The organism is Billgrantia sp. Q4P2, from assembly GCF_052806135.1.
In genome coordinates this window covers 119,342-140,540 of sequence record NZ_JBRBAI010000004.1, presented here as the reverse complement: position 1 = coordinate 140,540, position 21,199 = coordinate 119,342, and the positions used below count along the sequence as shown (strand labels likewise).

Here is a 21,199-nt window from a genome sequence, read left to right as displayed (position 1 = left end):
CAATGACGACGGGGCGCCATTTGGCGCCCCGTCGCGGGTATCACACTTGCGTTAGCGACTTACTGGATGGGCTCGACCAGGAAGTCCACGGCGGCACGCACCTCGTCATCGGACAGGTTGGTGTGCCCGCCCTTGGGCGGCATGGCGCCGATGCCGTTGATGGCATGGTCGTACAGCGTTTCGATGTCCTGGTCGATACGACCTTCCCACTCGCCGGCCTCGCCACGGCGCGGAGCGCCGGCGGCACCGGTCATGTGGCAGGCCATGCAGGCCTGGTTGTAGATCGCTTCGCCGTCGATATCGGAGTCGGCGGCCGCAGCTTCGTCACCTGAGGCTTCGTCGTCTGCAGATGCATCCTCGGCTGCCACGGCGGCGGCTTCCGCCTCGTCGTCCACGGCACCCTCTTCGGTCACGGCTTCATCTGCCGCGGCATCCTCGGCCTGGGCTTCGTCGTCCGTGGCTTCTTCGCCACCCACTTCCGGCACGTCCATCACCGGTTCGAGCAGGTGAGCGGTGGCGGCAGCGACTTCCTCGTCGGAGAGGTTGGGGTTGCCGCCACGGGCCGGCATGGCATTGAAGCCGTTGATGGCGTGATCCAGCAGGGTCTCCCAGCCCTGGTCGATACGCTCGGCCCACTCGCCCTCTTCGCCGCGGCGCGGCGCACCGGCAGCGCCGGTGTCGTGGCAGGCCATGCAGACCTGATTGTAGATGCCGGCTCCATCGACGCCGTTGCCCCCGGCCTCGGCCCCACCGCCCGCAGCGGCAGCCGCCGTGCCGCACTCGTCGCCCTGCAGGCAGAGCTGGCCGACGGGCTTCAGGCGTTCGGCGATGGCATCGCGGTCCACTTCAGCCTGCGCGGACACGGCGCCCACGGTCAGGCCGACGGTGGCCAGACACCCCAAGATCAGTTTGCTGGATTTCACTCTCACCACCTCTCGACGGTCCTGTAATCGTAATCTTCTGGCGATGTCGGCTCGCGACGGCCGGCGCGCCATGACGCACACAATGGGCGATAGTATACCGATATAGCAAACCGCTGGAAAACGCCGTTGCCCATGCCTTTGGCATGAGGTAGCGGAGCTGCCCGAACCGGCTGGCCAGCGCAGCGGCCGGCGAGTATCGTAGAACGAATCCTTCGGTGTGTTCCACTGGCGACGCGAGGCCCGCGTGTACGATTTCATCATCCTCGGTGGCGGCATTCTCGGCCTCTCCACCGCGATGCAGCTCATCGAGCGCTATCCCGACAAGAAGATGCTGTTGCTGGAGAAGGAGAGCGGCCCCGCGCAGCACCAGACCGGCCACAACAGCGGCGTGATTCATGCCGGGGTGTACTACACGCCGGGTAGCCTCAAGGCGCGTTTTTGCCTTGAGGGCAATCGCGCTACGAAAGCGTTCTGCGACCGCCATGCCATTCCCTATGAAGTCTGCGGCAAGCTGCTGGTGGCGACCAACCCGCAGGAGATACAGCGCATGGAGGCGCTGTGGGAGCGCACTGCCGCCAACGGGTTGGAGCGGGAGTGGCTTTCTGCTGAGGAGTTGAAAGAGCGTGAACCCAACATCACGGGGCTCGGCGCCATCTTCGTTCCCTCCAGCGGCATCGTCAGCTATGCCCGGGTGGCCGAGGCCATGGCCGATGAGTTCCAGCGCCGCGGCGGCCAGGTCCGCTACGACCATGCGGTTACCGGGATCGCCGAGCGTACCGGGGAGGTCCTCGTCGATACGTCCCAGGGCGAATTCAACAGTCGCTACCTGGTGACCTGTTCGGGGCTGATGGCCGATCGCATCGTGCGTTTGCTGGGGCGTAACCCGGGGTTCACCATCTGCCCGTTTCGCGGCGAGTACTACCGCCTGCCCGACCGGCTCAGCGATATCGTCAAGCATCTCATCTACCCCATTCCCGACCCTTCCATGCCATTCCTCGGCGTCCATCTCACGCGCATGATCGACGGCTCGGTGACCGTAGGTCCCAACGCGGTGCTGGCGTTCAAGCGCGAAGGGTATCGCAAGGGCGACGTTTCGCTGCTCGACATGGCGCGCATGTTCAGCGACCCGGGCATCCTCAAGGTGCTGGGGCGCAACCTGCGGCCCGGTCTGCACGAGATGAAGAACTCGCTGTGGCGCCAAGGCTATCTGGAAGAGGTGCGCAAGTACTGCCCCAGCCTGACGCTGGACGATCTCGAGCCGTGGCCTGCCGGCGTGCGCGCCCAGGCCGTTTCCCGCGATGGCCGGCTGATCGACGATTTCCTGTTCGTCAATACCCGGCGCACCGTCAACGTCTGCAACGCCCCGTCGCCGGCCGCTACCTCGGCGCTGCCCATCGGTCGGCATATCCTGGAGAAGGTCGGCGAGATGGTGCAGGCGAGCTGATTCGAACCGCTGCATGCGGCGCGCAGGCTGGACAGCTCAGGCCCCGGCGGTTACGATGTTGGCCGCTTTGCAGCAAGCGAAGCGACCGGTGCGATGCAGCGCACCGGGCTGGACCCGAAGGCGAAGCCGGAGGGGAGTGTTGTGCAGCGCAACGCGCTGCCGGCGTGCGGAGTCGACAAGGCTTCCAGTGCCACCTTGCATAAGCGCCCGTAGCTCAGTTGGATAGAGTGTTGGCCTCCGAAGCCAAAGGTCGCAGGTTCGAATCCTGCCGGGCGCGCCACGAATTCGAAGCCCCACGGTTCTGCCGTGGGGCTTTTTCGTGCCTGCCAGTTCAGCCCAGTTGCCGCCGCCAGCGGTTCTCGATGGTGTCCAGCTCGGCGGGGCCGTAGAAGGCCTCGGCGTGGCCGCCGTAGTGGGCCCACAGCTGGTCGCCCAGGTCGTAGTGCCACCACTCGCTCGGCAGGTTGGTGAAGCCCTGCTCGGTCATCACTTGGTACAGCAGGCGGCGGTTGTCCCGCGCGCGGTGCTGCTGCTGGCTGGGCGCCTCCAGGCGCTCGAAGTGATCGCTGTGCGAGGCGGGCAGCGCCTCGTCGAACAGCGTGCCCATGTCCAATGGCAGGCCGTCGGCGTCGCACAGGGTAACGTCCACGGCGCCGCCGGTGAGGTGCGGGCTCGGTGCGGCCGGGTCGCGGCTCGGCAGCGAGACGAACTCGCGGGTGCGCTCGAGCAGTTGCTCCTCGTCGAACTCCGGGTGGTGCAGATGGATCGCCTCGTGCAGCGTGTCGAACAGGTACTGCTGGACCCGCCAGGGGCGCCAGCCGTCGAGTATCACCAGGCCGATACCCTCGGGCAGCGCCCGGGCCGCGGCCAGCAGCGCCCGGTAGACCCCCTCGCGCACGAAGCACTCCGGCACCGCGCCCGGTATGCCCAGCCGGGCATAGGCGGGAAACACCTTGATGGGGGGTGGCGCCAGGCTCATGGGCACCAGGCGTTCGCCGTTGTCGCGTATGGGTAGTTGGCTGACCGACTCCCAGCCGGGGAATGGCTGGCTGGGCACGGCCTCGGGTTCAGGCAGGGGATGACGGAGCATGGATCTATCCAATGGCAGTGGGCAGCCAGAGTGTGAGCTGCGGAAAGAGAATCAACAGGAGCAGCACGCCGATGGCCGTCAGCACGAAGGGCCAGATGGTGCGGAACAGTGAGACGATCTCGATACGGCTGACGGCGGCGGCAACGAACACGCAGGCGCCCATGGGCGGCGTGATCAGGGCGATGGTGATGTTGAGCGTGATGACGACTCCCAGATGCACTGGATCGATGCCCGCCATCATCGCCACCGGTGCGAAGATCGGCGTGAGCAGCATCAGCGCCGACACCTCTTCCATGAACATGCCGGTAACGAAGGTGATCGCGCTGAGCAGCAGCAGGATCAGCACGGCATTGTCGATGTACGGGGCGAGCAGCGAGACGAACTGGGCCGGTACCTGGGCGTAGGAGAGCAGCCAACTGATGGTGGCCGAGGCCGCCATGATCAGGAAGATGGCCGAGGTGAGCCGGGCCGTGTCCAGTAGTGCCCGCCAGAAATCTTGCAGGCGCAGCCCGCCGAGCAGGATGCCGCATAGCGCTACGTAGAGTGCCGTCAGCGCGCCGGACTCGGTCGGCGTGACGAAACCGAGCACGATGCCCGCGACGATGATGAACGGGGCGATCAGGGCGGGAAGGGCGGCCAGCGCGGCGATGCCCAGCTCGCCGAGCCGCGGCAGGCCGCCGCGCTTGGGCAGCCCATGGCGCCAGGCATGCCAGGCATTCATGCCCATGAAGGCGAGGCCCAGCAGCAGCCCCGGTATCACCCCTGCGAGGAACAGGTCGCCCACCGAGGTGTTGGTCAGTGAGGCGTACAGGATCATGAAGATACTGGGCGGGATGATCGGTCCGATCAGCGAGCTGCCGGCGGTGAGTCCGGCGGCGAAGGCGCGGGAGTAGCCCTCCTTCTGCATGGCCGGCACCAGCAGCGAGCCCAGTGCCGAGGTGTCAGCCACGGCGGAGCCGTTGACGCCGGCGAAGAACACGCTGGAAACCACGTTGACGTGCCCCAGGCCGCCGCGCAGGTGGCCGACCAGCAGGCGCGCCAGGCCCATCAGTCGCTCGGTGAGCCCGCTGGCGTTCATCAGGTTGCCAGCCAGGATGAACAACGGAATGGCCATCAGCGAGAAGACATTGATGCCGCCGAAGAACTGCTGCGGCAGCATGCGCGGGATCATCCCCGGTTCGACGAACAGGAAGCCGACCACGGCGGTGGTGAGCAGGGCAAGGAACAGCGGCAGGCCGAGCAGTACATGGACGAGGAACACCGCCAGCATGGTGAGGATCATGCGGCCTCCTCGGTGATCACCCTGAGCGGCGCCGGGCCGTACCACAGGGCGTGCCAGGCGAGCAGGGCGAAGCCCAGGGGCAGCGACATCAGCGGTACGGTGCGGCTGATGCCGAGCCCCGAGGTGGTGAACATGCCTACCGAGAGAGCGTAGCGGTAGCTGAACCAGGCGCCACCCAGGGCCAGGGACAGCGATAGCAGCCATTGGTAGACGTTGAGTGCGTTGGCCAGACCGCGTGGCAGCAGGCGCTCGATCAATGCCACACGCATATGGCCTCCCTCGACCCACACGGCACCGGCAGCGAGCATCACGGTAGCGATGATCAAGAAGCGCGCCAGCTCGTCGGTCCAGATCGGAGCCCCGCCGGCCAGGTAGCGCATGAAGACGCCATAGAGGATGGCCGCCAGGTTGATCAGCAGCAGCAGCGCCGCTGTCGTCAGGGTGAGTGACCGGCTCACGGCCAGTACCCGTTGGCGAAGCGAAAGCATGGAAAACTCCGGCCGTCACGAGCGAGGGCCGGGGTGGCCGGCCCTCGCGGGAGGTTTGTCGGGTTGGTTCAGTCGAGCAGTTCGGTCATGCCGGCATCTTCCAGCGCCAGGTCGATCCAGCGCTGGTCGATGCCGCGCTCGCGCAGCCACTCCAGGTAAGCCGGCTGCCCCACGTCGCGGAAGGCATTGATGTCCTCCTCGGAAGGCCGGATCACCTCCATGCCCTGCTCCTCGAGGAAGGCGATGCGTTCCTCGACTTTCGCTTCGTTATGCTCGCGAGCGTTGCGGTTGGCCTCGGCCACGGCCTCGAGGAAGGCCTCGCGGGTGGCTTCGTCCCAGCCTTCGATCATACCGGCGTTGCCCACCAGGAACTGGTTGGAGTACTGGATGTTGGCCAGGGTCAGGTAGTCCTGCACCTCATAGAGACTGCCCAGGATGATATACATCGGTGGGTTCATCTGGCCGTCGGCGACCCCCGTACGCAGGGCCATGTAGACCTCGGTCCAGGGGATCGGCGTGCCCGAGGCGCCGAAGGATTCGTAGAGCGCTACCTGGCTCGGGTCCATGGCGCGAAAGCGCAGGCCATCGAAGTCGTCGGGATGGGTGATCGGCTTCTTGTTGTTGGTGAAGGCGAGGAAGCCGCCCTCTTCCACCACCGCCAGCATCTCGATGCCGGCACGTTCGTGCAGGGCCTCCTCGATCTCGTTCCAGTACTCGCCTTCATCGAAGAAGGTGCGCGCGGCATCGAAATCCTCGAACAGGAAGGGGATGGCGCTGACGAAGAGTTCCTCGACCAGGGGCGATACGCCGGCGAACGAGGCTACGTTGAGGCTCGGCGTGTGCATGGTCTGCTCCATGCGATCCTCTTCCTCGCCGAGCATGCTGTTGGGGTAGAGTTCGAGCACGAACTCTCCGCCCGTCTTCTCCTCGACCAACTCCTTGAGATTGGTGGCGAAGACGTGCACGGCATTCTTGTCGGGGTCGGGGGCGCCGTTGTAGCTGAGGTTGATGGTGGTAGCCGCCTGGGCGGTGCTGGCCGCCAGGGCCCCAGCCAGCAGGCCGGCGGAAGCGAGTCCCTTCAGCGCGGAGGGCAGGACACGGGTCATTGGGGTGTCTCCTTGGGTGTTGTTGTCGACGATCAAAAGCCGGTGCCTCGCCCTGTGGGCGAGGCATTCCATTAGCAGACTAGAAATTGATGCGTTGACTATGCAATACCGCAAGCGTTGCTTTTAAGACAACACTTGCTGGGGCCTGGCCAGCCTTGGTGCGTCAGCCCGGAAGAAGCGCATGCCCTGGCGCAGGTGTTCCAGGCAAGCCTTGGCCGCCACGGTGAGTTCGCGCCCCTCGAGACTGACGATCTGGGCCCGGGCGCCGTTCATGATCGGGTAGGCCATGGGCAGGGCGAGGATCTCGCCGCGCTCGATCTCGTCGCTCACGGTCAGCTCGGGCATGAAGGTCACGCCGATGCCGGAGCGAACGAAGTTCTTGAGCACCGCAACGGAATTGGTATGCAGGCGGGCGTCGAGATGGATGCGCTCCTGATGGGCCACCATGTTGACCATCTGGCGCATGCCGAAGGGATTGTCCATCAGCGCCAGGGGAGCCCCTGCCAGGTCGCGCAGGCGCACCGGCCGGGTCAGCTCCGCCAAGGCGTGGCACGGTGGCACGATGAGGTCCAGCGGTTGGCGGGTTTCCACATGAGCATGGATCACCGGGTCGACAGGGGGGGCGTAGAGCAGTGCCAGGTCGACTTCCATGTCCTTGAGCAGCGCCATCGCCTCGTTGACGCCGGCCATGCGTATCTCCACGTCGATCCCGACAAAGGCGGACATGAAGGCCCCCAGCGGTGCGGTAATCAGATCGGCAATGAAGCCTTCTCCCACGGCGATGCGCACCTCACCATGGGCCAGCCCCTGAATCGCCATCAATTGCGACAGTACCGCTTCTTCCGCGGCATGCTGGGCATGGAAGTGTCTGACAAGCAGTCGCCCCGCCTCGGTGGGGCGCATGCCGCCACCGTGGCGCTCGCATAGCTTGACGCCGAGATCCTCTTCCAAGGCCCTGAGTTGTCGACTGATCGCCGAAGCGTCCACATCGAGCCGGGCGGCGGCACGTCGCAGCGAGCCCTGTCGGATCACTTCATTGAGATAGACAAGGGCTCGCTGATTGAGCATGCAAGGCTCCGGCATATGTAGAGGGAGAAAGATGATAGCCGATCGCCAAGAAGGGGGCGTCATGGCGTGTCGCCCGAGGCGTGTCGCCAGGACTTGCCTGCAGGCGACTCCCAGTCATTCCAATTGCGACATTCGGTGGTCGCCCGGCTGGCGGTCGCTCACAATTTGATCGATTTTTACATATCCGAGAGCGACAACTTGGAATATCCTGAATGTCAGTCTTGCCTGATCGCGACACCTCGAGGAGCTGATCCAAGACCCTGACCCATGACCCTGACACAGCACCCTGACGGGTAAACATGCCGATAATCATAACGACGCACGGCATCGGAGTATGAGTATGGCCACGTCCACCCAGGCTTCATCCATTGCCAAGGCCACATGCAAGGAACCGGCTCCCCAGACGCTGGGTTTCCTGCTGCTGGAAAACTTCACGCTGTTCTCGCTGGCTTCGGCCATCGAGCCGCTGCGCATGGCCAACCAGCTGGCCGGGCGCGAGCTGTATCGCTGGTTCACGCTGAGCGTGGATGGCGGGCCGATCTCGGCCAGCGATGGGCTGCGGGTCAACCCGGACGGTGCCATTACCATGCCGCTGGCATTGGACATGGTCATCGTCTGCGGTGGCGTGGGCCCGGCCCGCGCCGTGCAGCGTGAGCACGTGAGTTGGCTGCAGTCCCAGGCGCGCCTGTCGCGCCGGCTGGGCGGCATCTGCACCGGCAGTTGGGCGCTGGCCAAGGCGGGGCTGCTGGATGGCTACGAGACCAGCGTACATTGGGAGTGCCTGGCGGCGATGCGCGAGTCGTTTCCCCGCACGGTGCTGACCACGCGGCTGTTCTCCATCGACCGTGACCGGGCGACTGCCTCCGGTGGTACCGCGCCGCTGGACATGATGCTGACCCTGATCAGCCGCGAGCATGGACGTGAACTCTCGGCGGGCATCTCCGAGATGTTCATCTGCGACCGCATGCGCGGCGAGAACGATCATCAGCGTGTGCCGCTCAAGCATGTGCTGGGCACCACCCAGCCCAAGCTGCTGGAGATCGTCGCGCTGATGGAGGCCAACCTGGAGGAGCCCATCGCGCTCGAGGAGCTGGCCGCGTACGTCGACGTCTCGCGCCGTCAGCTCGAGCGGTTGTTCCAGAAGTATCTGCACTGCTCGCCGTCGCGCTACTACCTCAAGCTGCGTCTCACCCGCGCGCGCCAATTGCTCAAGCAGACCTCGATGTCGATCATCGAGGTGGCCTCGGCCTGCGGTTTCGTCTCCACGCCCCATTTTTCCAAGTGCTACCGGGAATTCTTCGGCCTGCCGCCGCGGGAGGAGCGCTTGGGCGTGAGTCCGCTGCGGCCCCCCGTGCTACCCGAACAGTCATCCGACGGTCTCCTGCTGCAACCGATCAGCTTCCAGCCCGTGCCGGAGCAACCGATCTCTGCAGCGCTGATAGCGCTCGATCAAGCGCGTGGCGAGCCGACCTACGCCAGCGTACGCTTGGACCATTGAGGCCGACGGCTCGCGGCCATGGTGCCGTGGACTTTTCTCTCTTTCCCCACCAGGCTTGCCGCCCTCTCCCGCTTCAGCGGGAGAGGGTCTTCTTGTGCGCTGGTTTTTCACTGCCTCCGGCACCAAAACTATGCCGTTCGTCGCAGTCACGACAGGAATGACGCTTTTGGAATTATCGTCGTCGCTTCCAGAAGTCGGGGGTTGCCTGGCCGGCGCTATGCTGCCAACAGTCAACCCGATCCGGAGCACGCCTCATGACCCCCCATGACCTGCACGACGACGCCATCGTCATCGACGGCCTGATTATCGCCAAGTGGAACCGCGAGCTGTTCGAGGACATGCGTCGCGGTGGGCTCACCGCAGCCAACTGCACCGTTTCGGTGTGGGAGGGTTTCCAGGCCACCGTCAACAATATCGTTGCCTCCAACCAGCTGATGGCCGAGTGCAGCGACCTGGTGCGCCCGGTGCGTACCACCGCCGACATCACCCGGGCCAAGGAAGAGGGCAAGACCGGCATCATCTACGGCTTCCAGAACGCCCACGCCTTCGAGGATCAGATCGGCTACGTCGAGATCTTCAAGCAGCTCGGCGTGGGCATCGTGCAGATGTGCTACAACACCCAGAACCTGGTGGGCACCGGCTGCTACGAACGCGACGGCGGCCTGTCCGGTTTCGGTCGCGAGATCGTCGCCGAGATGAACCGCGTGGGCATCATGTGCGACCTCTCCCACGTCGGCTCCAAGACCTCCGAGGAAGTCATCCTCGAGTCCAAGAAGCCGGTCTGCTACTCCCACTGCCTGCCGTCCGGCCTCAAGGAGCACCCGCGCAACAAGTCCGACGAGGAGCTGCGCTTCATCGCCGAGCACGGCGGTTTCGTCGGCGTGACCATGTTCACGCCCTTCCTGCGCGCGGGTATCGACGCCACTGTCGATGACTATGTCGAGGCCATCGAGTACGTGATGAACATCGTCGGCGAGGATGCCATCGGCATCGGTACCGACTTCACCCAGGGGCACGGCAAGGATTTCTTCGAGTGGCTGACCCACGACAAGGGGTACGCCCGTCGCTTGACCCGCTTCGGCAAGATCATCAATCCCGAGGGCATCCGTACCATCGGCGAATTCCCCAACCTGACCGAGGCGCTGCTCCGCCGTGGCTTCAGTGAGTCGCAGACGCGCAAGATCATGGGCGAAAACTGGGTGCGCGTACTGAAGGATGTGTGGGGCGCCTGACGATAGCGGCTGAGGCTACTACCCCTCAGCGAGGAGCGCTGGGGGCAGGCCGAAGAGGAGGTCCGATTCCAAGGGTGGAATCGGCAGCGTGCAGGGATGTGTTCAGCGCCTTCTCGAGGACCTGCCGCCGGATCAGCTCCGAGCGGTGCCGACCAAGGTGTTGGTCTGGCCCGCAACGCCATAACAATCATCAAGATTTGAGGAAACCAACCGTGACCAAGATGGCCCCTGAGCTTCCCATCGAAGTGGATAGCGAGACCGGCGTATGGACTACCGACGCCCTGCCGATGCTCTACGTACCGCGCCACTTCTTTATCAACAACCACACTGCCGTCGCCGAAGCGCTGGGTGTGGACAAGTACGCCGAGATTCTCTACCGCGCCGGCTACAAGAGCGCCTGGCACTGGTGCGAGAAGGAAGCCGAGCTGCACGGCCTGGCAGGCGTGGAGGTGTTCGAGCATTACATGCTGCGACTCTCCCAGCGCGGCTGGGGCAAGTTCGTCACCGAGGCCATCGACCTCGATGCCGGCACCGCCCGAGTTCGTTTGGAGCACAGCGCCTTCGTCTACCAGCTTGGCAAGACGGGGCACAAGGAGGAGTACATGTTCACCGGCTGGTTCGCCGGCGCCATGGACCAGATCCTTGCCGCCCGCGGCAGTGCCTTGCGCACCGTCGCCGAGCAGACCCAGAGCGCCGCCGAGCCCGGCTGCGAAGTGGGCATTTTCACCGTCAAGCCGTTGGCCGACGCCCAGGGTTGAGGAGGTTTTCATGGCATTCGACGCGATCTTCCAGCCGATCGAGATCGGCAAGCTCACCATCCGCAACCGCGTGGTCAGCACCGCTCATGCCGAGGTCTACGCCACCGACGGCGGCATGACCACCGAGCGCTACGTCAAATATTACGAAGAGAAGGCCAAGGGTGGCTGCGGCCTGTGTATCTGCGGCGGCTCCTCTGTGGTTTCCATCGACAGCCCCCAGGGTTGGTGGAGCTCGGTGAACCTCTCCACCGACCGCATCATCCCGCACTTCCAGAACCTCGCCGATGCCGTGCACAAGCACGGCGGCAAGATCATGATCCAGATCACCCACATGGGGCGCCGCTCGCGCTGGGACGGCTACGACTGGTCGACCCTGCTGTCGCCCTCCGGCATCCGCGAGCCGGTGCACCGCTCCACCTGCAAGACCATCGAGGAGGAGGAGATCTGGCGCATCATCGGCGACTTCGCCCAGGCCGCGCGCCGGGCCAAGGAAGGGGGCCTCGACGGCGTCGAACTCTCCGCCGTGCATCAGCACCTGATCGACCAGTTCTGGAGCCCGCGGGTCAACAAGCGCGAGGACCAGTGGGGCGGCAGCTTCGAGAACCGCATGCGCTTCGGCATGGAGGTGCTCAAGGCGGTGCGCGCCGAGGTGGGCGACGACTTCGTGGTGGGCATGCGCATCTGCGGCGACGAGTTCCACCCGGACGGCCTCTCCCACGACGACATGAAGCAGATCGCCGCCTACTACGATGCCACCGGCCAAGTCGACTTCTTCGGCGTGATCGGCTCCGGCTGCGACACCCATAACACCCTGGCCAACGTCATTCCCAACATGTCCTACCCGCCGGAGCCCTTCCTGCACCTGGCGGCGGGCATCAAGGAAGTGGTCAGCGTGCCGGTGATCCACGCCCAGAACATCAAGGACCCCAACCAGGCCCAGCGCATCCTGGAAGGCGGCTATGTGGACCTGGTAGGCATGACCCGGGCGCATATCGCCGACCCCCATATCATTGCCAAGATCAAGATGGGGCAGATCGATCAGATCAAGCAGTGCGTGGGCGCCAACTACTGCATCGACCGCCAGTACCAGGGCCTGGACGTGCTGTGCATCCAGAACGCTGCCACCTCCCGGGAGTACATGGGCCTGCCGCACATCATCGAGAAGAGCGAGGGCCCCAAGCGCAAGGTGGTGGTGGTGGGCGGTGGCCCCGGTGGCATGGAGGCGGCCCGCGTCGCTGCCGAGCGCGGCCATGACGTCACCCTCTTCGAGGCCGCCGAGGCCCTGGGCGGCCAGATCACCATTGCCGCCCAGGCCCCGCAGCGCGACCAGATCGCCGGCATCACCCGCTGGTACCAGCTGGAGCTGGCTCGCCTGAATGTCGATCTGCGCCTGGGCACACGCGCCGATGAGGCCACGATCCAGGATCTGCGCCCCGATGTCGTGATTCTCGCTACCGGTGGCCAGCCTTTCCTTAGCCAGTTCCCGGAGTGGGGCTATTCGGAGAACCCCGAGGAGAGCCTGGTGGTAAGTACCTGGGACATCCTCTCGGGCAAGGTGGCCCCGGGCAAGAACGTGTTGATCTACGACGCCATCTGCGAGTTCTCCGGCGTCTCGGCGGCGGACTACCTGGCCGACAAGGGTGCCAAGGTCGAGATCGTCACCGACGACATCAAGCCGGGTGCGGCGGTAGGCGGCACCACCTTCCCCACCTATTACCGCAGCCTCTACGAGAAGGAGGTGATCATGACCTCCGACCTGATGCTGCACAAGGTCTACCGCGAGGGTAACGGCCTGGTGGCGGTGCTCGAGAACGAGTACACCGGCGCCCTGGAGGAGCGTGTGGTCGACCAGGTGGTGGTAGAGAACGGCGTGCGTCCCGACGAGGTGCTCTACTACGCGCTCAAGGAGCAGTCGCGCAACAAGGGGCAGGTGGACCTGGAGGCGCTCTACGCCATCCAGCCCCAGCCCTGCCTGAGCGAAGGCGGTGACGGCTTCCTGCTGTTCCGCCTGGGCGACTGCACCGCGCCGCGTAATACGCATGCCGCGATTTATGACGCCCTGAGGCTGTGTAAAGACCTCTGAGTTGGCGAAAGCCACCAACGGTGAGGGGCGCCGGGGGCAGGCCGTCGCGAGGGTCATTTGCCAGGGATGGCAAATGTCGCGCCCAGGGATGGGTTTACAGCGCCCTCGCAGAGGCCTGCCGCCGGTACAGCCCCGACGCCAACGCTAACGCCAAAGTCAACGGCTCCTGAGACGAGGTGAGCACCATGCTCGACACCCTCCTGCCGATACTGATCTTTTTCGCCCTGGCGCTGGCCGTGATCGGCGCCGTGCGGCGCATCCGCCTGTGGCGCCAAGGGCGGCCCGCCCAGGTCGACCTGCTGCGCGGGCTCGCCGCCATGCCGCGGCGCTACCTGGTGGACCTGCACCACGTGGTGGCGCGCGATAAAGTGATGTCCAACACCCACGTGGCCACCGCCGGCGGTTTCGTCGCGGCTGCCGTGCTGATGATCCTGGTGCATGGCCTGGGGCTCGCCAACCCGGTACTGGGCGGGCTGCTGCTGGCCGCCAGTGCGCTGATGTTCGTGGGCAGCCTGTTCGTCGCCCGCCGGCGGCGCAATCCGCCCGCACGGCTCTCCAAGGGGCCGTGGATGCGGCTGCCGAAGAGCCTGATGGCGTTTTCGTTGAGTGTCTTCCTGATCACTCTGCCGACGGTCGGGGTCCTCCCCGAAGGCACGGGTAGCGTGATCCTCGCCTTGGCGCTGGTCGCGGTGCTGACCTGGGGCCTGGGCGAGATGTTCTTCGGCATGACCTGGGGCGGGCCGATGAAGCACGCCTTCGCCGGTGCGCTGCACCTGGCCTTCCATCGCCGCCCCGAGCGCTTCGGTGAGGGCAACCGCTCCACCGGCCTCAAGGCGCTGAACCTGGACGATCCCAAGGCCCCGCTCGGCGTCGAGACGCCCAGCGACTTCACCTGGAACCAACTGCTCGGCTTCGACGCCTGCGTGCAGTGTGGCCGCTGCGAAGCGGCCTGTCCGGCCTTCGCCGCCGGTCAGCCCCTCAACCCCAAGAAGCTGATCCAGGACATGGTGGTGGGCATGGCCGGCGGCAGCGATGCCAAGTATGCCGGCTCTCCCTACCCGGACAAACCGGTCGGTGAGCACCAAGGCTCCCCCCATGGGCCGATCGTGGCGCGCGAGGGCACGGCGCTGGTTGATGCCGAAACGCTGTGGTCGTGCACCACCTGCCGCGCCTGCGTCGAGGAGTGCCCGATGATGATCGAGCACGTCGATGCCATCGTCGACATGCGACGCTTCCTGACGCTGGAGCATGGCAATACCCCCAACAAGGGCGCCGAGGTGCTCGACAACCTGATTGCCACCGACAATCCGGGTGGCTTCGATCCCGGCTCGCGGATGCACTGGGCGGCGGACCTCAACCTTCCCCTGATGCGCGACGTCGAGCAGGCGGAGGTGCTGCTGTGGCTCGGCGATGGGGCCTTCGACATGCGCAACCAGCGGACGCTCAGGGCCCTGGTGAAGGTACTGCGCGCCGCCGAGGTCGATTTTGCCGTACTCGGTAACGAGGAACGCGACAGCGGCGACGTGGCGCGGCGCCTGGGCGACGAGGCGACGTTCCAGTCGCTCGCCCGGCGCAACATCTCGACCCTGTCGCGGTACCGCTTCCAGCGCATCGTCACCTGCGATCCACACAGCTTCCACGTGCTCGGCAACGAGTACGGCGAGCTGGGTGGAGTGTATGAGGTGCGTCACCACAGCACCTACATCGCCGAACTGTATGAGGCGGGGCGCCTACACTTCGCGCCCTGGAAGGGGGGCAAGGTCACCTATCACGATCCCTGCTACCTGGGCCGCTACAACGGCGAGTACGAAGCACCGCGCAACGTACTCAAGGCGCTGGGCATCGAAGTTGCCGAGATGGCGCGCTCGGGCTATCGCTCGCGCTGCTGTGGCGGCGGCGGCGGAGCCCCGATCACCGACATTCCCGGCAAGCAGCGGATTCCCGACATGCGCATGAACGACGTGCGCGAGACGGGAGCCGAGCTGGTCGCGGTCGGCTGCCCGCAGTGCACTGCCATGCTCGAAGGCGTGGTGGATGCCAGCGCCGAAGTGCGCGACATCGCCGAGCTGGTGGCCGATGCCCTGATGGAGCGTTCCGCTGCCTCAGGTAACACCCGGGCCGCGCAGCCATCCGTCGAGGAGGTGACACCATGAGCGATATCCTGCGCCGCGATCCGCGCAAGGAGTGGATCGCCAGAAACCGCCTGCACCCCGACCATCTGAGCGTGCTGGCAGAGCTTGGCGAGGGCATGTCCGTAGCGACGGAGTGGATGGGGCCCAATGGGGTGATTCGCAAGAACCCCCATGCGGTGGGCTTCATCGGCCCCAACGGCATCAAGCGCATCGATCGCAGCGGCGCCCAACAGGGCGGCCACGCCGTTACCGGCACGGCGGAGACGAAGGACAGCCGCCGCCAGGTGACGATCGATGAGCCGGCCTTCCTGGTGTCGGTGGTGCCGGACATGCCTGGTGGACGCCTTTCCAGTCACGACCGCGACCTGCTGGGCCTGGCCCGGCAGCTGGCCGATGCCGATAGTGAGCGGCCGGGTGCGGTACTGGCAGTGGTCTTCGGCAATCATAAGGAAGAGTCATTCGACGAGGCCGGTGTCGACCGCCTGCTGCATCTCGATGACGCGCTGTTCGATGGCTATGCACCGGAAGCCCGTCTGGCGGCGCTCGCCGCCGTCGAGGCTGAACTCGCCCCGTCTCACTGGTTGCTGCCCGACTCCAAGCTGGGTGGTGCCGACCTGGGGCGGCGGTTGGCGGCACGCCTCCAGGAGCGGCCCGCCGCTGGCGTCTGGCAGATCGAGCCCGACGACGCGGCACCGCTGGGCTGGCGCTGTACCGGACGGGGTGCCGCCGGCACTAGCGATATCCAGCGCGCCCTGCCGCGTGTCGCCCTGGCGTTGCCCGAATGTGCCGAGCCGGTCTCCGAGACCCGTCATGCGGCCCGTCCGCTCGCCTTGTCGCAGCCGCTGCCTCGCCTGCTGGCGCGTATCGAAGACCTGGGCCAGGTAGCCGTCGATCCGGCTGGTGTGGCCTTGGCCGAAGCCGAATTCATCCTCTCCGCTGGCAACGGCGTCAAGGAGTGGGAGGGATTCCACCATGCCGCCAAGGTGCTGGGAGCGACCGAAGGCGCCTCGCGGGTGGCGGTGGACGATGGCTTCATGCCGCGCGACCGCCAGGTGGGCGCCACCGGCACCTGGGTCACCGCACGGGTCTACGTGGCGGTGGGCATCAGCGGTGCCATCCAGCACCTGCAGGGCATCCAGAGCTGCGAGAAGGTGGTGGCCATCAATCTCGATCCCGGATGCGACATGATCAAGCGCGCCGACCTGGCGGTGATCGGCGACTCGGCCAGTATCCTGGCAGCGCTGGTCGAGATGGTGCAGCGGCAACGAGAGGAGAAGCGTGATGCGGCCTGACATCCATGACACTGAAGCACAAGCCAACACCGCTCTCGAGGTGACCGTGCTGGTTTCGGTCGGCCGCCATCCCGTGACCGGTCGCGCGCGGCGTGCCGACCAGGATGCCCGTGGCGTGGAGCTGGCCATGTCGCTCGGCGGGGGGCGTGTCACGCTGCTGCATGCAGGAAGCCTCGACGAAGAGAGCGAGAGCGCCATGCGCGGCTACCTGGGCATGGGCTTGCCGGAACTGACCCTGGTCGAGCAGCCGTCCGGCGCCGACGTGATTCCTGCCCTGGCGAGTACGCTGAATGACGCGCAGCCACAGCTGGTGATCGCCGGTGAACGAGCCGAGCAGGGAGAGGGCTCTGGTCTGTTGCCCTATCTGCTGGCCGAGCGCATGGGCTGGCCGCTGGTCAGTGGCCTGGCCGGCGTGGAAAAGATCGAGAATGGCGTGGCTACGCTGCTCCAGGCCCTGCCGCGTGGCCAGCGCCGTCGGCTCCAGGTGCGGCTACCGGCTATCGTCACCGTCGACGCCGCCGCGGCGGCGGCTCGCCAGAGCGCCTTCGGGCCGGCCCGGCGAGGTGAGATCGAGGTCGAACCCGCCGCGGCGGTGTGGGACGAGGCCCAGGCAGAATGGAGCGTCACACCTGCCCGCAAACGCCCCAAGCGGCTCAAGATCATCAAGGCGACTTCGGCGCGGGAGCGCTTCAAGGCCGCGGCGGCCAAGGCCGAAGGCGGTAGTGGCCAGGTGCTGACCGACGTGACCCCGGAGCAGGGCGCCGAGGCGATCTTCAAGTTGCTGAAAGAAGAGGGCGTGCTTCGCTAGGCTGGTCCGAAGCACCTAACCAAAAGATGACCCCGGCCAAGGCCGGGGTCATTGCGTTGGACCCTCGCTATCCTCATGCAGCAGGCGGCACTCGGAGTTTCGCACTGGCGGTCAGCCTCTCATCGCTCGCAGCATGAATCAGTGTCTGCCTGGCTGGCATATCCCACCAACAATGACCCCGGCCAAGGCCGGGGTCATTGCGTCGGACCGTCGCTGCCTCATGCAGCAGGCGGCACTCGGAGTTTTGCACTGGCGGGCAGCCTCTCATCGCTCGTGACATGAATCGATGCTGTTCCAACTGGCTGGCATATCCCACAAACAGTGACCCCGGCCAAGGCCGGGGTCACTGTCAGGGGATGGAGAGTCGTGCGTATCAGGCCAGCTTGGCCGCCGCCAGCCCGCGCTGTTCTTCCCGCAATCCCTTCACCAGGCAGAAGGCCATGCCCAGCAGCACCAGGGTGAAGGGCAGCCCGGTAGCCACGGCACCCGCCTGCAACGCACCCAGCGCCGCGCTGCCACCGCCGTAGAGCAGAATGCCTGCGATGACACCTTCCAGCACCGCCCAGAACACGCGTTGGCCGCGGGGCGCATCGGTCTTGCCGCCGGCGGTGATGTTATCGATCACCAGCGAGCCGGAGTCCGACGAAGTGATGAAGAAGATCAGTACCAGCAGGATCGCCAGGCTGGAAGTCACAGTGGTCAGCGGCAGGTGCTCGAGCATCTGGAACATCGCCAGCGAGACGTCGCTGATGCCGTCGGCCAGGGCACCGACTCCGGCGGCCGACTGGCTCAGGGCGGTGCCGCCGAAGGCGCTCATCCACACCAGGGTAACCAGGGTCGGCACCAGCAGCACGGCAATCAGGAACTCGCGCACCGTGCGTCCACGCGAAACCCGCGCAATGAACATGCCGACGAAGGGCGACCAGGAGATCCACCAGGCCCAGTAGAACACCGTCCAGCCGTGGTACCAGGTGGTGTCGTCGCGGCCGATCCAGTTGGAGAGCGGTGCGATATGGCCGACGTAGGCCAGGGCAGTGCTCCACAGGTTGTTGACGAACAGCAGCACGCCACCGGTAACGATCACGAAGGTGAGCAGCGCCAGGGCGATCACCATGTTGATGTTGGAGAACAGCTTGACGCCGCCGTCGATACCGCGCCACACCGAGAACAGGGCCACGGCGGTGACCACCACGATGATGGCCAGTTGGGTGCCGATGGTATTGGGTATGTCGAACAGATAGTTGAGTCCACCCGCGGCCTGGGAGGCACCGAAGCCCAGTGACGTGGCCAGGCCGAAGATGGTGGCGAGCACCGCGACGATGTCGATGACGTGACCAAACCAGCCGCGCACTCGCTCACCGAGAATCGGCGTGAAGGCCGAGCGCAGGGTCAGCGGCAGGCCGCGGTTGTAGGCGAAGAAGGCCAGTGACAGCCCTACCACGCCGTAGATCGCCCAGGGGTGCAGGCCCCAGTGGAACATGGTGGCGCCGATCGCTGCGCTGGCCCCGGCCGGGGTGTGCGCTTCGGCATTGAGCGGGGTGCCGTACCAGTCGGTGTAGTAGGCTACCGGCTCGGCCACGCTCCAGAACATCAGGCCGATGCCCATGCCAGCGGCAAACAGCATGGCGAACCAGGAGAGCGTCGAGTATTCCGGCCTGGCCTGGCTGCCGCCCAGGCGAATGCGCCCCATCGGCATGGCGATCAACGCCAGGCACAGCAGCACGAAGAGGTTACCGGCGATCATGAACAGCCAGTCGAAGTGCTCGATCGACCAGCCGCGGGCCGCGGTGAGGTGGCTGTTGGCGGCGTCGGGATAGATCAGTGCGTAGAGGATGAAGCCCAGGATGGCCAGGGCTGAGAGGGGGAAGACGGGATGATGGAAGTCCATCCCCAGCACCTGGGCATTGTCCTGCCCCGGTTTGAGGATCGGTGCATCGTCATGCTTCATGGGGGATTCCTCGTGATTATTTTTGGTGTTGCGCGGGTGCCGGGCGAGATGGCGAGCCCGGGTCGGACATTGTTGGCTTCCTGGGAAGTTGGTGGTGTCGTGAAAGCGACCTGCGGTTGTCTCGAAGGACCCTGGGCATGGCGATATCACGCATGGCGACGTCGCCCTTGCGTATACGAGGTGTGCAAGGTGTGGCGTAGGCTGGCTCGGTGGCGTCTCGCCATCCCCTCGGCGCCGTGATCCAGTCCGGTCAGCCGCATAACAACGTGAAGGAGCCAGCCATGAGCCAAGCCAACCGCGGAGTCGTCTACAAGGGCCCGGGTAAGGTCGACGTCGAATCCATTCCCTACCCGGAACTCGCTCTCGGCAATCGCAAATGCGACCACGGCGTGATCCTGAAGGTGGTCACCACCAATATCTGCGGCAGCGACCAGCACATGGTGCGTGGACGCACTACCGCGCCGTCCGGCCTGGTGTTGGGCCATGAGATCACCGGCCTGGTGGTCGAGTGCGGACGCGATGTCGAATTCATCCAGCCGGGCGACCTGGTCTCCGTACCTTTCAATATCGCCTGCGGACGTTGCCGCAACTGCAAGGAAGGTCGCACAGGGATCTGTCTCAACGTCAACCCGGCGCGCCCGGGCGCGGCCTATGGCTACGTCGACATGGGTGGCTGGGTCGGTGGCCAGACCGAATACGTCATGGTGCCCTACGCCGACTTCAACCTGTTGAAGTTCCCGGACACCGACCAGGCCATGGAGAAGATCCGTGACCTGACCCTGCTCTCGGACATCTTCCCCACCGGCTTCCACGGCTGCGTGACGGCCGGCGTCGGACCGGGCAGCACCGTGTACATCGCCGGAGCCGGCCCGGTGGGCCTGGCGGCGGCGGTCTCGGCCCAACTGCTGGGGGCGGCCTGCGTCATCGTCGGCGACATGATCGAGGAGCGTCTGGCCCAGGCGCGCAGCTTCGGCTGCGAGACCATCGACCTGACCCAGGACGGCGACATGGCCGACAAGCTCGAGGCGATTCTCGGCGAGCGCGAAGTCGATGCCTTCGTCGACTGCGTCGGCTTCGAGGCGCATGCCTGTGGCTGCAACCACGGCAAGGAAGCCCCTGCCACCGTGCTCAACTCGGCAATGCAGATGACGCGTGCCGGCGGCCAGATCGGCATTCCGGGTCTCTACGTGACCGAAGACCCGGGCGCCGTCGACGATGCCGCCAAGCAGGGTGCGCTGAGCATGCGCTTCGGCCTGGGCTGGGCCAAGTCCCACTCCTTCCATACCGGCCAATGCCCGGTGATGAAGTATCACCGCCCGCTGATGCAGGCGATCCTGTTCGAGAAAGTCAAGATCGCCGACGCGGTCAACGTGCAGATAATCTCGCTGGATCAGGCACCGCAGGGTTATGCCGACTTCGACGGTGGCGCGGCGAAGAAATTCGTCATTGATCCTCACGGTAGCGTGGCCGCGTAAGGAAGAGTCCGAGCTCGCCGGCGGTGCACGCTGAAGGCGGCGCGGCGAGCTATTTCGGGCTATCGACCCTCACGGCAGCGTGGCCGCGTAAGGAAGAGCCCGAGCTCGCCGGCGGTGCACGCTGAAGGCGGCGCGGCGAGCTATTTCGGGCTATCGACCCTCACGGCTGCGTGGCCGCCTGAGCACTGGCTGGGCAAGGACTGGCCGGGTAAGCTAATGGAGGATACGACAGCCAACGGTAGCGGGAGGTGCGGGAGATGATGTTCGCCGATCTGATTGATGCGGAGGATTTCCGCGAGCGCCTGGTGGCGCTGGGCATCGACGTTCCCGCTGGTGCCGAACCCGACGAATGCGCCCGGCTGGCCGCGCAGCAGCACGCACGCAGCGCGGTACCCGGCCTGCCGGCGCTGGTCGCCGAGCTGGAAACCCAGGCCGGCGTCATGCAGCCGGAAGTGCGCGAGTCGCTCGCGCGCTACCTGCGGCCTGCCGTCGGCTAGACGCCGGGCCGAGCAGCCTTGCTGTGAAGATGAGTGAAACGAATCGCCCCCGGCCAAGGCCGGGGGCGATCGTTT

At 65.6% G+C, this 21,199-nt stretch carries 17 protein-coding genes and 1 tRNA gene; 11 read left to right on the top strand and 7 right to left on the bottom strand.

All coding sequences use genetic code 11. The annotated features are described in order from the left end of the window. Positions 1-59 precede the first annotated feature (59 nt). Positions 60-923, bottom strand: coding sequence for a c-type cytochrome (locus ACUY1T_RS08540; protein WP_446021837.1), 864 nt, complete (start codon positions 921-923; stop codon positions 60-62). Between the two features lie 244 nt (positions 924-1,167). Here ACUY1T_RS08540 and lhgO point away from each other — a divergent pair, with 244 nt between their 5' ends. Together lhgO and ACUY1T_RS08530 are read left to right on the top strand one after the other, a co-directional pair. Continuing rightward, entirely contained in the window at positions 1,168-2,367 is a 1,200-nt protein-coding gene (lhgO, locus tag ACUY1T_RS08535; protein ID WP_446021836.1) for an L-2-hydroxyglutarate oxidase, read from the top strand. A 203-nt stretch (positions 2,368-2,570) separates the two neighbouring features. Continuing rightward, a tRNA-Arg gene (locus ACUY1T_RS08530) sits at positions 2,571-2,647 on the top strand. Between the two features lie 51 nt (positions 2,648-2,698). Here ACUY1T_RS08530 and ACUY1T_RS08525 read toward each other — a convergent pair. The 5 genes from ACUY1T_RS08525 to ACUY1T_RS08505 form a co-directional block, all read right to left on the bottom strand. Beyond that, positions 2,699-3,457, bottom strand: a complete 759-nt coding sequence (locus tag ACUY1T_RS08525; protein WP_446021834.1) for a M15 family metallopeptidase — start codon at positions 3,455-3,457, stop codon at positions 2,699-2,701. Between the two features lie 4 nt (positions 3,458-3,461). Further along, the gene (locus ACUY1T_RS08520) at positions 3,462-4,739 is read right to left on the bottom strand and encodes a TRAP transporter large permease (RefSeq protein WP_446021832.1); all 1,278 of its coding nucleotides are present in this window, start codon (positions 4,737-4,739) and stop codon (positions 3,462-3,464) included. Then, positions 4,736-5,227 carry a TRAP transporter small permease gene (locus ACUY1T_RS08515; protein ID WP_446021830.1) on the bottom strand — a complete coding sequence of 164 codons (492 nt, stop codon included), beginning with the start codon at positions 5,225-5,227 and terminating at the stop codon, positions 4,736-4,738. The genes ACUY1T_RS08520 and ACUY1T_RS08515 overlap by 4 nt, the downstream gene beginning before the upstream one ends. A gap of 68 nt (positions 5,228-5,295) precedes the next feature. Further along, positions 5,296-6,333 carry a TRAP transporter substrate-binding protein DctP gene (dctP, locus tag ACUY1T_RS08510; RefSeq protein ID WP_446021829.1) on the bottom strand — a complete coding sequence of 346 codons (1,038 nt, stop codon included), beginning with the start codon at positions 6,331-6,333 and terminating at the stop codon, positions 5,296-5,298. A 123-nt stretch (positions 6,334-6,456) separates the two neighbouring features. Continuing rightward, positions 6,457-7,401, bottom strand: coding sequence for a LysR family transcriptional regulator (locus ACUY1T_RS08505; RefSeq protein ID WP_446021827.1), 945 nt, complete (start codon positions 7,399-7,401; stop codon positions 6,457-6,459). Between the two features lie 340 nt (positions 7,402-7,741). Here ACUY1T_RS08505 and gbdR point away from each other — a divergent pair, with 340 nt between their 5' ends. The 7 genes from gbdR to etfB all read left to right on the top strand — a co-directional run bounded on the left by gbdR (position 7,742) and on the right by etfB (position 17,204). Next, the gene (gene gbdR / locus ACUY1T_RS08500) at positions 7,742-8,899 is read left to right on the top strand and encodes a choline metabolism transcriptional regulator GbdR (RefSeq protein ID WP_446021825.1); all 1,158 of its coding nucleotides are present in this window, start codon (positions 7,742-7,744) and stop codon (positions 8,897-8,899) included. A gap of 254 nt (positions 8,900-9,153) precedes the next feature. Next, the gene (locus tag ACUY1T_RS08495; protein ID WP_446021823.1) at positions 9,154-10,131 is read left to right on the top strand and encodes a dipeptidase; all 978 of its coding nucleotides are present in this window, start codon (positions 9,154-9,156) and stop codon (positions 10,129-10,131) included. Between the two features lie 212 nt (positions 10,132-10,343). Further along, the gene (locus ACUY1T_RS08490; RefSeq protein WP_446021822.1) at positions 10,344-10,889 is read left to right on the top strand and encodes a DUF5943 domain-containing protein; all 546 of its coding nucleotides are present in this window, start codon (positions 10,344-10,346) and stop codon (positions 10,887-10,889) included. A 10-nt stretch (positions 10,890-10,899) separates the two neighbouring features. Then, positions 10,900-12,972 carry a dimethylglycine demethylation protein DgcA gene (dgcA, locus tag ACUY1T_RS08485; protein WP_446021820.1) on the top strand — a complete coding sequence of 691 codons (2,073 nt, stop codon included), beginning with the start codon at positions 10,900-10,902 and terminating at the stop codon, positions 12,970-12,972. 185 nt (positions 12,973-13,157) lie between these two features. Then, complete coding sequence (locus tag ACUY1T_RS08480; protein WP_446021818.1) at positions 13,158-15,125, top strand: (Fe-S)-binding protein; 1,968 nt, start codon at positions 13,158-13,160, stop codon at positions 15,123-15,125. Next, positions 15,122-16,396, top strand: coding sequence for an electron transfer flavoprotein subunit alpha (gene etfA, locus ACUY1T_RS08475; protein WP_446021816.1), 1,275 nt, complete (start codon positions 15,122-15,124; stop codon positions 16,394-16,396). The genes ACUY1T_RS08480 and etfA overlap by 4 nt, the downstream gene beginning before the upstream one ends. Next, positions 16,386-17,204 (top strand): electron transfer flavoprotein subunit beta, encoded by an 819-nt coding sequence (etfB, locus tag ACUY1T_RS08470; protein WP_446021814.1) that lies wholly within the window; start codon positions 16,386-16,388, stop codon positions 17,202-17,204. Before etfA ends, etfB begins: the two co-directional genes overlap by 11 nt. Positions 17,205-17,577: 373 nt before the next feature. On the opposite strand, the gene ACUY1T_RS08465 is transcribed toward etfB, so the two are convergent. After that, positions 17,578-19,152 (bottom strand): BCCT family transporter, encoded by a 1,575-nt coding sequence (locus ACUY1T_RS08465; protein ID WP_446021812.1) that lies wholly within the window; start codon positions 19,150-19,152, stop codon positions 17,578-17,580. Between the two features lie 281 nt (positions 19,153-19,433). Here ACUY1T_RS08465 and fdhA point away from each other — a divergent pair, with 281 nt between their 5' ends. Continuing rightward, complete coding sequence (gene fdhA, locus ACUY1T_RS08460; protein WP_446021810.1) at positions 19,434-20,627, top strand: formaldehyde dehydrogenase, glutathione-independent; 1,194 nt, start codon at positions 19,434-19,436, stop codon at positions 20,625-20,627. A 257-nt stretch (positions 20,628-20,884) separates the two neighbouring features. Then, positions 20,885-21,124 (top strand): hypothetical protein, encoded by a 240-nt coding sequence (locus ACUY1T_RS08455; RefSeq protein WP_446021809.1) that lies wholly within the window; start codon positions 20,885-20,887, stop codon positions 21,122-21,124. The last annotated feature ends 75 nt before the right edge of the window (positions 21,125-21,199 follow it).